Raw genomic sequence first — 13,863 nt, forward strand, 5'->3', positions numbered from 1 at the left:
CGGGCGACACCTCCGGCTTCGGCGGTCTGCGCCGGCGCCGCGAGGTCGAGCTGGACTCGCCGCGGCCGTTCGGCGGGGACGTCGACGACGCCGGGCTCATGGTCCGGCTCACCTGGCGCCGCGCCGACCGCGGCTGACCGGCACGGCCCCCGGCGCGCGGCGCCGAACCGGGCAGGGTCCAGGCATCGACTCTGTACTATTGACTGCCTGGCTGCGTGTCCCTGTCAGGGCGCCGGCCGATACGCACGGGGGGTGCACTTGAGTTTGCGGTTCCGCCTGCTCGGCAGTCTCGAGGCGGACATCGGAGGCCAGCTGGTCGACCTCGGTCACGGCCGGCAGCGATCCGTGCTGGCGGTGCTGCTGGTCGACGCGAATACGGTCGTGTCGGTCAGCCAGCTCCTGGAGAGGATCTGGGCGGATCGCCCTCCTCAGCGGGCACGCGAAACGTTGTACAGCTACCTTTCCCGCCTCCGGCGGGCGCTGTCCGTCACCGGCGAGGCCGGCCCGCACCGAAGAAGCGGCGGGTACGTCCTTGCCGTCGACCCGTCCGCCGTCGACCTCGTCCAGTTCCACCGGCTCGCCATGAGCGCGCGGACGGCCGACGACGGCGACGCGCTCGCGCTGTTCGATCAGGCGCTCGCACTGTGGCGGGGCGAGGCCTTCGCCGGTCTGGACAGCCCATGGCTGGGCGCGCTGCGAGACCAGTTGAGCCAGCACCGTTTCGCGGTGGAGCTGGACCGCAACGACGTCGCTCTGCGTCGGGGCCGCCATGCCGAGCTCCTGCCCGGGCTGGCGGCCCGAGCCCGGGCGTACCCGCTCGACGAACGCCTCGCCGGTCAGCTCATGCTGGCCCTGTACCGGTCCGGTCGGCAGGCCGACGCGCTGGGCCACTACGAGCGGACCCGGCGACTGCTGGTCGAGGAGCTCGGTGCCGACCCCGGTCCCGCGCTGCGGGAGCTCCATCAGCGGATCCTGACCGAGGACGCGGCATTCGCGACACCCGCCACCGCCGGCTCCGAGCCGCCGACGGTGACCCCGCCCTTACCACGCCAGCTGCCGGCGCCGCCGCGGCTGTTCGTCGGCCGGAGCCGGGAACTGGCCCGGCTGACGGAGATGCTCGGTCACCGGCCCGGCTCGGAGCCCACCATGCCGATCGTGACGATCACAGGCGCGGGAGGCATCGGCAAGACGTGGCTCGCGCTGCGGTGGGCACACGACAACCTGCACCGGTTTCCCGACGGGCAGCTCTACCTGAACCTGCACGGGTTCAGCCGGTCCGGCCGGCGTCAGTCGCCCGCCATGGCGATTCGTTCGCTGCTGGAGGCGCTCGCCGTGGCGCCCTCCGCCATCCCCTCCGACCTGCACGCCCAGACCGCGCTGTACCGCAGCCTGGTCGCTGGCAAGCGCATGCTGATCATGTTGGACAACGCCTACGACGCCGACCAGGTCCGCCCGCTGCTGCCCGGATCCGCGGGCTGCGCGGTCGTGGTGACCAGCCGCAACCAGCTGCCCGGACTGGTCGCCACCGACGGAGCGCAACCGCTGGTGCTGCATGTGCTCGCCCCTGCAGAGGCACGCGACCTGCTGACCCGCAGACTCGGCTCGGAGTCGGCGGCGGACCGGCCGTCGGTGGACCGGATCGTCGCCGCATGCGTGGGGCTGCCTCTGGCGCTGTCCATCGTCGCGGCCCGTGCGGCCACGAACCCAGCCGTCCCGCTCGGGGCGCTGGCCGACGACCTCGTCCACAACCGCGGGAACCTGGACGCATTCGCCGGCGGAGATCCCGATGCCGATCTCCGCGCGGTGTTCTCCTGGTCCTACCATGCCCTCGACGCCGACGCCGCCCGGGTGTTCCGGTTGCTGGGCGTGCATCCCGGCCCGACGGTCACCGCACCGGCCGTCGCCAGCCTCGCCGGGCTGACGGGTGGCCGCGCGCGGTCGCTGCTGGAGGAATTGGTCCGGGCGAACGTGGCCATTCTGCTCACTCCCGGCCGGTACGCGCTGCACGACCTGCTGCGCACCTACGCCACCGAGATCGTCGAAGCCGACGACGACCGGCAGGTCGCGCTGCACCGGATGCTCGATCACTACCTGCACACCGCGTACGCCGGCGCCCTGCTGATCGAGCCCCACCGGGAACCGATCAGCCTGCCGCCGGCCCGGCCGGGCGTCACCGCCGAGCAGTTCGCCGGTCAGGCGGAGGCGCTCGAGTGGTTCGTCACCGAACAGTCGGTGATACTGACGGCCGTCGACCAGGCCGCGGAGGCCGGATACGACGGCCACGTATGGAGACTGGCATGGGCCACCGCCACGTTCCTCAGCCGCGGGGCGCGCTGGCAGGATCTCACCGCCACCCAGCGCGTCGCGTTGGCGAGCGCGGAACGTGCGCGGGACCTGGTCGGGCAGGCCCACGCCCACCGCGACCTGGCCCTGGCATGCAACCACACCGGCCGGCCGGAGGATGCCACGGCCCACCTGCAGCGCGCCTTCGACCTGTTCGGTGAGCTGGGTGACCACGTCGGCCAGGCCTACACGTGCCTGTTCCTGGGCTGGGTGTGTGAGTGGCAGGGCCGGCAGCGGGGCGCGTTGCGGCACGACGAGCGGGCACTGGCGCTGTTCCAGGCCGCCGGTCACAAGGTCGGGCAGGCGAAGGCCCTCAACGCGGTCGGCTGGGACCACGCCCAGGCCGGCGACTACCGACAGGCCATCAGCTACTGCCAGCTGGCGCTGACGCTGCACGAAGCCCTGGACAACCGCACGGGAGCGGCGAAGACCTGGGACAGCCTCGGCTACGCGCATCAGCGGCTCGGTCGCCACGAACTGGCGATCGAATGCTTCGGGCACGCGCTCGCCCTCTACCGGAGCACCGGCGATCGGTACGGGGAGGCCGAGACCATGGACCACCTCGGGGACAGCCACCACGCCTCCGGTGACCTCGAAGCGGCCCGCGACGTCTGGCAACGGGCGCTGGACCGGATCGGCGAGCAGAGCCCGTCCGAAGCCAATCAGATCCGCGACAAGCTCCGCCGCCCCGACGCCGGGCCGGCACGGTCCTGACCAGCGGATTCAAGCTTCGCCCAGGGTTGGTCCAACCTCGACCTGGCACGGTGGTCCCAACCAGCGGCGCCAGGTCCGCGCCGGTCGGAGACCCTAATCACGGGAGGCACGAAGATCATGAGAGCGGGTAGGTCGTACGGGGAGATCTTGATGGGTAGCTGGACCCGCCGTGTCGTCGCGGTGGCCGTCGTGGCGATCAGCGCCATCGCCGTCACCGCCGCGCCGGCGGGTGCGGTGACCCCGGTGGGAGCCTGGAAAGGCAACACGTACTGGGCGTCCGACATTGTCGGCGCCCACGCACAGGGCGACTCGTACGTCAGCGGCGGCCGTGTCTACGTGACCGGCTACATCCGCGACACGGCGTCCGACGGGCACGGCGCGTGCCTGAAGATCAAGACCTGGTACAACGACAGCGTCTTCACCCGTGACGAGTTCGTGTCCGACACCGACGGGAACAACTCCAGCTACAAGTACTTCAGCTTCAACTACCCTGTCGGCACCACGGAGTACATCGACATCCAGGAGTGCCTGACGGAATCAGGCAGCATCTGGGACGAGGCTCCCGGATGGCAGGCCATCGTTTCGCCGTAGCCCGCAGGCACCGGACACGGTGAACCGGTCAGGCACCACGCAACGGCCCGTCAGGCGCGATCCTGGCGGGCCGTTCGCGCCGGACGGTGAAGAGTGCGGGACCGGATGACAACGACTGCAGAATTGGAGGGGCGCGAAGGACAACCGAAGGACGGTCCGATGGTCGTCGACGACGATTACCACCAACTCTGTGCTGCGGTGGAGGCGACGCTCGCCGACCCGTCGGCAATGTCGGACCATCGGGCCCGCTCGGCCGCGTGGATGGCCGCTCAGCAGGCTGTCCAATGGTGCCGGGACCACCTTCCAGCCAACGATCCGGAGCTGGCCGCAGCGCTTTCCCGGTCGGCACGCGTCCACTTTCCTACCACGGATGAACACGCCCCTGTGTTGGAGGTCGACGGGGATACCGACTGGTCGTACGCACACGACCTGCGCGAAGCGTTACAGATCCGCAAGGTGGTGTACGGGACGAGCAGCGAGCCGGTGCTGTGGACCTTGTCCAGAATCAGCTGGTGTCGGCTGCGGCGCAACGAGTGGGAGAAGGCCGAACGAACGCTTGTGGAACAGCGCGACGTCCTGCGCGCACTGCGCGGACCTGACAGCCTCGAGGAGGCAGCGGTGCACGCGCAACTTGGCGCCGTCGCGGCTCAGCAAAACCTCATGGACCAGGCCGATACGCACTACGAGCGATCGGTCGCGATCTGGGGCCGTCACCCCCTCAACCCGGCAGCGGTGCACGCGTTCACCGGATGGGGACACCTGCGCGAGGCGCGAGGGGACCTCAACGGAGCCCTGGACGCATACCGAACGGCGGTGACCGTTCTGACCGCCGAGCACGGCCAGTCGAGCACGGTTCTGGCAGACAACCTGATGCATGTCGCGCGCGTTCACCAACGACAGGGAGACCTGGATCAGGCGAGCGTGCTGTACCGGCGAGTGCTGGCCATCCGGCAAGCACACCTCACCAACGCAAGTCCGCTGGTGGCAGCGACATGGGAAGCCCTGAGCATCGCTGTCGCGGGTGTACATCCGTCGGAGTCGCTCGATGCATGCCGCGGCGCTCTCGCGTCGGACGGAGCCTGGCTCATGTCCGGCGCGGTCGCGACGCAGGACGACCGTGACGCGCGTCTGACACAGACGAACATGATCCGTCACGCCGACCATCACCTGGCCATGACCTTGCATGGTGCGGCGTCGGAGGAACTTCTCATCGAGGCCGCGGGTGTGGCCGCATGGCGTCGCCGCTTGCCGGACCTGTTCTTCGGCTCGGCATGGCTCGTCACGTCGGCCGAGGAAGCCGGGCTCGAACGGCGTCAGCGATCGACCGCGGCGGAACTGGCCGGACTCAAGCAACAGTCGCCGCCGGCGTGGGAGGGTGACCACCGCGGTATCGAGGCATTCATGGAGCTCGTGCAACACCGAGGACACCTCCAGACGACCGCGGCAGACCTTGGGGAGCAACTACGAGCCCGGCCCATCACATCCGAGCAGGCGATGCCGTTCTCCTCGACCCAGGTGGCCACCCTGCGGCGCGCGCTCGGTGCCGAGGAGTGCGTTGTGGAAGTCGTACGGCTACCCGAACCCGTCGGGCAGTACCGGGCCCTCGTGATGGGACCTGGCGCGCAGATCCGGACCGTCACGCTGGGTTCGACAAGTGTCGTCGATGCCTGTGCGTTGCGTGCCCGTGCCGCGCTGGCGGGCCCCAGCCGTGCGGCGACGTTCCGAGATCTGTCCGCACGGAGCCGGGACGCCGACGCTGACGCGGCGGCGATGCTCGCCAGCGTCGTCATCGGGCCGTTGCGTCCACTCCTCGACGCCTGCCGACGCGTGACCTTCGTCGTCGATGGAGGCCCGCTGCTGCACGTCCCACTCGGAGCCCTGTCGCTCGAGCGGGACGGGGAACCATGGCTGGCTGACATCACCGTGACCTACGCCAACGGGCTCGACGAGGTCGCCCGCGACTGGATGTCACCATTCGGCATCGCCTCCGGGCGCGATGTGGTGGTCGCGGCGCCGGACTACGATCTTGCCGCCACTGATCTCGACAGCGCAACCGGCACGTTCACGCCACTCGAAGGCACGCTGGTGGAGGGTGAACGCGTCGCGGGTCTGCTCGCCTGCGCCCGTCTGCTGGCCGGGCCAGACGCCCTGAAAGCGCACATCCGTGCGTTGCACTCGCCACGGATCCTGCACATCGCCACCCATGGCTACGCCTTCATCAGCGGAGCGGACCGGGGACCAGACACACTGGCGTCGACCGTTGGACGGGCCGACGCGCTTCCCACCAGATTCGAACACCTACGCGGGGATCCGGAGCTACGTTGCGGGCTGGCCCTGGCTGGTGCCAACACGTGGCTGCGGCACGGTGACCCGGGACCCGACGCCGAGTCCGGCCTGCTGACATACGCCGACATCGCCGGCTTGGACATCCTCGGCACCGACCTCGTTGTTCTTTCGGCATGCGACACCGGGCTGGGCGACATCCTCGCTTCCTCCGGCCACTCCAGCCTGCGCGCCGGGTTCATCCGGGCCGGAGTCCGGACGGTCGTCGCAAGCCTGTGGAAGGTCCCCGACAAGGAAACGGCGACCTTGATGACACACTTCTACACCTACCTGGCAGAGGGCCACGGCAAAGCCGACGCGCTGCGCCTTGCCCAACTCGACATGCACCATGCGGGAGCCCCACCGGCAACCTGGGGCGCATTCGTCTGCTACGGAGACCCCGGGCCATTGCACCCGACGACGAGCGGCCGCACGTGAGCCTCCAGGTAGGCGCCGACCCCGTACCGCGCCAAAACTGTGTTCAGTCCGTGGAGAGCCGGATGCGATGAACTCGCACGTCCGGTTCAGCCTGCCACCCCGGAGACCTCGTCCATTGCCGATCTCCGACACGCACACCCAATCGCGTCAGGCCAGGTCAAACCACGGTCCCGACTTCGACACACCACCTAGCCGACCGGGATCTCCAGCACGGTGGCCGTGGTGCCGTCGCCGTCGGTCAGGTGCTCCTCGACCGTCGGCCCGGCGACCGGCAGCCGGTGCCGCCGGACCCAGTCGAACAGGTCCAGTCCCGAGCGCACCACCCCCCAGTCCGGCGGCACGACGGCCCGCACCACCCGCCGCGGCGGCAGCGTCAGCGGCTCGCCGCCGCGGTCGGCGACGGCCGCCGAGAACGGGGCTCCCGGCGGGCCGCTCAGCCACGTGAGCAGCGTCCCGCCGGCACACAGCGGGCCGAGCTCGCCCGGGTCGCCGACCTGGAACCGGCGGACCCGCAGCCGGCGCGGGCCGACCGTGGCCACCTGCGGCAGGACCGGCGTCGCGGCGGCGAGCCGGTCCTCGGCGGCCGCCACCGCCGCGGTCTTCGCCGCGATGTCCCGGCGCAGCTCGGCCACGGTGTCGGTGAGCGCCGCGCGCACCTGCGCGTCGGGCGCGTCGAGCAGCTCGGCGATCCGGCGCAGCGGCAGCCCGAGCCGCTGCAGGCCGCGGACGCGTTCGAGGCGGGTCAGCTCGTCCACCCCGTACCACCGGTAGCCGGTCGCCGCGTCCACCGCCGCCGGCCGCAACAGCCCGATCCGGTCGTAGTGGCGCAGCGTGTCGCCGGAGACACCGGCCATGCGCGCGAGCTGCCCGATCCGCCACACGGTGCCCCTCCTCCGCGGCTTGACCTTCGCCCTGCACCAAGGTTCTAGCGTCGCCGCCCATGACCACCATCGCACGGCCCGCGGGCCTGCTGCTGCTGTCGTCGGTCGGGGCGCTGCTCGCCGGGGCGGTCGTCGCCGTAGCGGCCGGGCTGACCCTGAACCCCTCCGACCTGCCCCCGACGCTCGGCGCGGTCGCCGAACGGACCGAGCTGCACCTCGCCGCCCTCGCCCTCGACGTCGCCGGCTGGCTGGCGCTGCTGGTCGCCGCGCTCACCATGGCCCGGCCGTCCACCGCGGTCGCGGCCGGTCTGCTGGCCGCGGCCGGGCTCGCCGGGCTGCTCCACGACGCCGGGAACCTCGCGGTCACCCAGCTGACCGCCGCGCCGGCGGCGGCCGCGGCGGTGCTGCTCGTCGCGAAGTGGACGGTCAACCTCGCCGGGCTGCTCTGGGTCGCCGCCACCGTCGTGCTGAGCCGTGGCCTGTCTCGGGCGTTGCGCAGTACCGGAGCCGTCGCCGCGGCATCGGGACTGGCCGCTGTCGTCATCCCCTGGACCAGCGCGACGGCGGGGCCCCCGGTCGCGCTCGAGCAGGTCGGCTATGCGCTGCACCTGCCGGTCATGGTGTGGTTCGCCGCGGTCGGGCTGGTCGGTGTCACGCCCGTCAGGCGCTCGGAGAGGTCCCAGCGCCGGCGCTGAGCCTCCTCGTCGTGGGACTGCGGCGACGAGTCCTGCCGGCCGCCGGTGCGTGGGACCGGCCGGCGCGGTTCAGCTCCAGGCGCGGCCGAACCACCGCCGGACCCGGCTCGACCCGAACTCGGTCTTGTCCGCCCGGTAGACGTCGGAGGCGTCGTCGAAGGTGCCGAACGGCCTCTCGCCCCGGCGGAACGTCACCTGGACGCGGCCGATGCGCTCCTCGCCGAACTCGACGAAGCAAATGCCGGTGCCGTCGTACGTCGCCGAGGCACCGTCGCCGCGGTGCGCCGCGATGATCTGCTCGGCGACGACCGCCGCCTGTCCCTCGGCGAACACCCCGGCCTTGGGCGTGCCGACGCTGGTCACGTCGCCGACCGCGTAGACACCCTCATACCGCGTGCGCAGGGTCAGCGAGTCGACCGGGATCCAGCCGTCGACGCACATCCCGGAGTCCAGCACCACCTGCGGCGCCCGGTGCACGGGCACCCCGAGGAACAGGTCGAACGGCAGCTCGCCGCCGTCGGCGAGCAGCGCCACCTTGCGCCGCGGGTCGAGCCCGCGCACCAGCCGGTTCGGGTGCCAGCCGATGCCCCGCTCGGCGAACGCCGTCAGCAGCGCCGCGGAGGCGGCCGGCGACGGCGGGATCGGCGCGCCCAGCGGCATCACGAGGTCGACCCGCGAGCGGTCCCGGATGCCGCGAGCGGACAGCAGGTCGTGCAGCATGAGCGCGGTCTCGCTCGGCGCCGGTGGACACTTGAACGGGGTCGACGTGACGCCCACGAGCACCCGGCCGCCGTCGAACCGTGCGAGGACCTCGTGGTCGCCGACATCGACCGAAAGCCGGCCGGGCGGCAGAAACAGCAGATCTCCCGCCGAAACGATGTATTCCGCGCCATCCATGGAATGCAGGATCCGCCGGGCGGAATGCAACGCCTTCCGCACATTCGCGGCCGCCGCCGAGGGCTCGAACTCCGGCCACAGCGCCGCCGTCACCTGCTCCCGCCGCAACCGCTGCCCCGGCGCTGCACGCCAACGTCGATGAATCGAGAGAGAAAAATATCGAACGACGAAACCCGGCTGTAACACGTAACAGTCCGGTCACGATGGCTTTCCCGGCGCGCGCCACCGCACGTACAGTGCCAGTGGCCGGAGGTCAGACCTCTGTCCTCAGGCCTTCAATCCATGCCAACGTGAGGTGGACGCGTGCAGGAACCCGCCGCCCGGTACGAGGGATACCAGTCGTTCGACTACCTGGCCCCCCATACCGACTTCAAGGTGTTCGAACTGGCCCCGCAGCTGGGCCGGGTGCCCGAGCACGACCTCGGGCTCTCCGACAGCCAGCGGGAACGGGTCGCCAGGCTGCTCAGCGAGCACGCCGCGATCTCGCTGCACGAGCACCCCAAGATCCTTCCTGCCGACGTCACGCAACTGCGGGACTACAACCGCACCGGACGCAACGCCTTCGGGTTCGAAGGGCTCGCGCGGTCCGGCCTCACCGCCGTCTTCGACAACTTCATGAACGGCACCGGCTGCGTCACCAGCGAGCACGCCTGGAAGTGGGACGACGTCATCTATGACATCGGGCTGCGCTTCGCCGATGTCGCCAAGCAGGACTACGTGGTGGTGGCGACCACCCTCGACGAGATCTTCGCGGCCAAGCGCGACGGCCGGCTCGCCCTGGTGGCGGGGCTGGAGGCGGCCACGATGATCGAGAACGAGCTGGACCGGATCGACATCCTGTACGGCTTCGGCGTGCGCCAGATGGGCATCGCCTACAGCCAGGCCAACATGCTCGGCAGCGGGCTCTCCGAGGACCGCGACGGCGGCCTCACCCACTTCGGCCGCCGCGCCGTCGACCGGATGAACAAGCTCGGCATCGCCATCGACATCTCGCACTCCGGCGACCAGACGTCCCGCGACGTGATCGAGGCCAGCCGGGTGCCGGTCTTCATCACCCACGCCGGCTCGCGCACGGTCTGGGACACGCCCCGGATGAAGCCGGACGACGTGATCCGCGCCTGCGCCGAGCGCGGCGGCGTGATCGGCATCGAGGCCGCCCCGCACACCACCCTGTCCGCGAAGCACCCGCACCACTCGATCGAGTCGGTGATGGACCACTTCACCCACTGCGTCGAGCTGGTCGGCATCGACCACGTGGCGTTCGGACCGGACACCAACTTCGGCGACCACGTCGGCCTGCACGACAGCTTCGTCGGGCACCTGGCGATCGGCCGGGCGCACGGCGCGGTCGACCACCCGCGCGTGCCGTACGTCTCCGGGCTCGAGAACCCGGCCGAGTGCTTCAGCAACATCGTCGGCTGGCTGGTCCAGCACGACTACTCCGATGACGAGATCGCCAAGGTCATCGGCGGCAACATCATTCGCGTACTTCAGGAGGTTTGGTGAGGAACCTGAGCAAGGCCGCCGTCGCGCTCGGCGCGGCGGTCGCCCTGACCCTGTCCGGCTGCGGGCTCAACGAGGACAACGACTCGTCGAAGGGCAGCAGCGCCGGCGACGCGGTGCTGCGGATCGGCACCACGACCGACGTCTCCAACTTCAACCCGCTGCAGTCGCTGAGCAAGACCGACTCCTGGATTCTCAACGCGATGTACCCGCACCTGCTGCGGATCGACGAGAACGCGAAGAAGGCGCCGGAGCTGGCGAAGGACTACAGCTACGAGGACGGCGGCAAGACCGCGGTGTTCAAGCTGCGCGACGACTTCGTGTGGACCGACGGCAAGCCGGTGGTCGCCGATGACGTCAAGTTCAGCGCCGAGTCGATCATGAAGTACAAGCTCGGCAACGTCGCCGCCAAGCTCACCTGGGTCACCTCGGTCGAGGCGCCGGACGCGACGACGGTGAAGTTCCACCTCTCGCAGGCGTACGCGCCGTTCGCCGAGGGTGTCGGCTTCTGGATGTCGGTCGTGCCCAGGCACGTCTTCGAGTCCGCCGGCGACCTGTCGAAGTTCCCCAACGACTCCAACTGGGTCGGCGCCGGGCCGTTCGTGCTGGAGAGCGCCACCAAGGGCCAGCGGTACGTGATGAAGCGCAACGACAAGTACCCGCTCGCGCCCGGCGGCAAGGCGGCCGTCAGCAAGGTCGAGTACCGCATCTACCCGGACGTCAACACGATGATGCTGGCGCTGCGCAACGGCGACATCGACCTGATGGGCACCCCGGTGCCGACGTCCGCGGCGAAGACCTTCCAGGGCGACTCGAAGATCAAGCTGACCAAGGTCGGCGCGCTCGGCTTCGCCCACCTGACGTACAACATGAACAACAAGGACCTGGCCAAGCAGGAGGTCCGGCAGGCGCTGTCGATGGCGGTCGACACCAAGGCCATCATCGCCTCGGTGCTGCAGGGCGACGCGCAGCAGATGGCCGGCCCCATCTCGCCGATCTTCGCCGAGTACGACAACACCCAGCTCCAGCCGTACGCGTTCGACCCGGCGGGGGCGAAGGCCAAGCTCACCGCGGCTGGCTACAAGGACGGCAACGGCGACGGCTTCTTCGACGGGCTGGAGCTCGGCGTCGCCTGCGACCAGTCGAACGCCAACATGACCCGGGTGGTGCAGCTGTTCCGGGAGAGCGCCGAGCAGGCCGGCATCAAGTTGAAGAACGAGTGCGTTGAGCGCAACACCTTCCTGAGCCGCACCAAGGAAGGCAAGTACGACATCGACGCGTCGCAGTGGGGCGTCTTCGACAACCCGATGGACCAGCTGCGCAGCACGTACCTGTCCAGCAACCCGGGTGGGATCAACTACAACCTGCTCAAGTCGGACGAGATGGACCGGCTGATCAACGACGCCGCCGGTACCACCGACCACGCCACCTTCGTCGAGAAGATCAAGAACATCGACAAGGTCGTGCACGACCAGGCGTACCTGACCCCGCTGTACGTGGAGAACTTCCAGTTCGCCTACAACGCCAGCAAGTTCCAGGGCTTCGTCGCGTCGCCCTCCGACCTGCTCGGCATGGTCACCGCGTACTCGCTCGCCCAGGTCAAGCCGGTCGGCTGACCGGCCGACGCCGGCGTAAGAAAGGAGGGGGTCCCCCGTGGCACGCTTCGTGCTCAACCGGGCGCTGAAGGCCGTACTGACGATCTGGATAGCGATCACCGCGACGTTTTTCCTGCTCCGGTTGCTCCCGGGGGACCCCACGACCCTGATGGTCGAGGGCGACATGACCCCTGAGATGCGGGCCGCCCTGCTCAAGACCTACGGCCTGGACCGGCCGCTGTTCGAGCAGTACGTCGCGTATCTTCGCGAGCTGCTGCACGGCAACTTCGGGATATCGTTCCGGCAGATCCAGCCGGTGAGCGAGATCCTCCTCGACCGGCTGCCGTGGACACTGCTGCTGGCCGGCACGGCGTTCGTGCTGACCATCGCCATCGGCATCCCGATCGGCGTGTTCGCGGCGGCCCATCGCGACCGCTGGCCGGACAAGGTGCTGCAGGGCTTCGGCATCGGCGGGCACGCGCTCTTCGTGCCCAGCGTGGCCATGCTGCTGCTGGTCTTCGTCGGCGCCCGGCTCGGCTGGTTCCCGATCGGCGGGGCGATCGACCCCGACACCCGGGGCGCCGCCGCCTATCTCAGCCTGGCGCACCACCTGGTGCTGCCGGTGCTCTCACTGGTCCTCGTGCAACTCGGCCCGTACGCGCTGACGCTGCGCACCAACCTGGTCGACGTCCTCGGCGAGGACTACATCCGCGCCGCCCGCGCCCGCGGCCTCTCCGGCCGCCGCCGGCTGTGGAAGCACGCCCTGCGCAACGCGATCCTGCCCGCGCTGACCCTGATGGGCCTCCAGCTCGGCACGCTGGTCGGCGGCGCCGTGCTCACCGAGACCGTGTTCGCCTACCCCGGAGTCGGCCGGCTCATCTACGAGGCCGTCGGGCAACGCGACTACCCCGTCCTGCAAGGAGCGTTCATCATGCTCGCGATCACCGTCGTGGTTGCCAACACGCTCACCGACCTGCTCTACGCCGTGCTCAACCCGAGGATCCGGCTGTGAGCGCGCCGCTCATGCCGGAGGCGGCGGCGGAAGCGGCCCCCAGCGCCAAGCCGGCCTGGCGCGCCTTCCTGCGTCAGCCCTCCGGGCTGCTCGCGGCGACGGTGCTGGCGGTGATGGTCGTGGTCGCGCTCGCCGCCCCGCTGATCGCCGACGAGCCCGTCGGCACGGGCAATGACGTGCTCGTCGGACCCTCGGGCGCGCACTGGTTCGGCACCGACGACCTCGGCCAGGACATCTTCGCCCAGGTGGTCTGGGGCACCCGGACCAGCCTGATGATCGGTGTGGCCGCCTCACTCATCGCGATCGTGCTCGGCACCGCGATCGGACTCGCCTCGGCGTATTTCCGGCCGGTCGACGCCGTCGGCACGGTCGTCACCGACGTGATGCTGGCGCTGCCGACCCTCCCCCTGATGATCATGCTGGCCGCGATCGTCAACCCGAGCGTCTGGACGCTCACCGTGATCATCGGCGTCTTCGCCTGGCCCGAGGTGGCCCGGCTGATCCGCTCGCAAGGCCTGGTCGTGTCCGCGATGCCCTACATCGACGGCGCGCGGGTGCTCGGCGCGAGCGGCTGGCGGATCGTCACCCGCGAGATCCTGCCCGCGGTGGTCCCGCTGATCGTGGTGAGCGTGCTGCTGACCGCGTCCCGCGCGGTCATCTCCGAGGCGGGGCTGAGCTTCCTCGGCCTCGGTGACCCCGACTCGTGGTCGTGGGGGCGGATCCTGCTCAACGCCCAGCGCAGCGGCGTGGTCGCCATCGCCTGGTGGCAGACGCTGTTCCCGTCGCTGGCGATCCTGCTGCTCGTCCTTGCCGCCACCGTGGCCGGCATGCGCTTCAACGACATCCGCGACCCCCGCCGGAACGGAGGCTGA

At 70.2% G+C, this 13,863-nt stretch carries 10 protein-coding genes; 8 read left to right on the forward strand and 2 right to left on the reverse strand.

What is annotated here, in order from left to right; translation table 11 throughout:
• Positions 1–258: 258 nt before the first annotated feature.
• From AB0I21_RS49175 to AB0I21_RS49185, 3 genes are all read left to right on the forward strand, one after another.
• Positions 259–3,057, forward strand: a complete 2,799-nt coding sequence (locus AB0I21_RS49175) for a BTAD domain-containing putative transcriptional regulator (RefSeq protein WP_360571668.1) — start codon at positions 259–261, stop codon at positions 3,055–3,057.
• Positions 3,058–3,207: 150 nt separating this feature from the next.
• On the forward strand, positions 3,208–3,648 hold the full coding sequence (locus AB0I21_RS49180; RefSeq protein ID WP_360571670.1) for a hypothetical protein: 441 nt from the start codon (positions 3,208–3,210) through the stop codon (positions 3,646–3,648).
• A 159-nt stretch (positions 3,649–3,807) separates the two neighbouring features.
• On the forward strand, positions 3,808–6,408 hold the full coding sequence (locus AB0I21_RS49185) for a CHAT domain-containing tetratricopeptide repeat protein (RefSeq protein WP_360571672.1): 2,601 nt from the start codon (positions 3,808–3,810) through the stop codon (positions 6,406–6,408).
• 188 nt (positions 6,409–6,596) lie between these two features.
• Here AB0I21_RS49185 and AB0I21_RS49190 read toward each other — a convergent pair whose 3' ends face one another.
• The gene (locus AB0I21_RS49190) at positions 6,597–7,289 is read right to left on the reverse strand and encodes a MerR family transcriptional regulator (RefSeq protein WP_360571674.1); all 693 of its coding nucleotides are present in this window, start codon (positions 7,287–7,289) and stop codon (positions 6,597–6,599) included.
• A gap of 59 nt (positions 7,290–7,348) precedes the next feature.
• Here AB0I21_RS49190 and AB0I21_RS49195 point away from each other — a divergent pair, with 59 nt between their 5' ends.
• Positions 7,349–7,984 (forward strand): hypothetical protein, encoded by a 636-nt coding sequence (locus tag AB0I21_RS49195; protein ID WP_360571676.1) that lies wholly within the window; start codon positions 7,349–7,351, stop codon positions 7,982–7,984.
• Between the two features lie 69 nt (positions 7,985–8,053).
• Here AB0I21_RS49195 and AB0I21_RS49200 read toward each other — a convergent pair whose 3' ends face one another.
• Positions 8,054–8,881 carry an FAD/NAD(P)-binding oxidoreductase gene (locus AB0I21_RS49200; protein WP_360571678.1) on the reverse strand — a complete coding sequence of 276 codons (828 nt, stop codon included), beginning with the start codon at positions 8,879–8,881 and terminating at the stop codon, positions 8,054–8,056.
• A 303-nt stretch (positions 8,882–9,184) separates the two neighbouring features.
• Here AB0I21_RS49200 and AB0I21_RS49205 point away from each other — a divergent pair, with 303 nt between their 5' ends.
• From AB0I21_RS49205 to AB0I21_RS49220, 4 genes are read left to right on the forward strand one after another with little or no spacing between them, the layout of a single operon-like run.
• Complete coding sequence (locus AB0I21_RS49205) at positions 9,185–10,387, forward strand: membrane dipeptidase (RefSeq protein ID WP_360571680.1); 1,203 nt, start codon at positions 9,185–9,187, stop codon at positions 10,385–10,387.
• Positions 10,384–12,000: an ABC transporter substrate-binding protein gene (locus tag AB0I21_RS49210; RefSeq protein ID WP_360571682.1), complete on the forward strand. Its 1,617-nt coding sequence runs from the start codon at positions 10,384–10,386 to the stop codon at positions 11,998–12,000. The genes AB0I21_RS49205 and AB0I21_RS49210 overlap by 4 nt, the downstream gene beginning before the upstream one ends.
• Before the next feature lie 37 nt (positions 12,001–12,037).
• The gene (locus AB0I21_RS49215) at positions 12,038–12,991 is read left to right on the forward strand and encodes an ABC transporter permease (RefSeq protein ID WP_360571684.1); all 954 of its coding nucleotides are present in this window, start codon (positions 12,038–12,040) and stop codon (positions 12,989–12,991) included.
• Positions 12,988–13,863, forward strand: a complete 876-nt coding sequence (locus tag AB0I21_RS49220; RefSeq protein ID WP_360571686.1) for an ABC transporter permease — start codon at positions 12,988–12,990, stop codon at positions 13,861–13,863. The genes AB0I21_RS49215 and AB0I21_RS49220 overlap by 4 nt, the downstream gene beginning before the upstream one ends.

It is taken from the genome of Dactylosporangium sp. NPDC050588 (assembly GCF_040654975.1).
Lineage (GTDB): Bacteria > Actinomycetota > Actinomycetes > Mycobacteriales > Micromonosporaceae > Dactylosporangium > Dactylosporangium maewongense.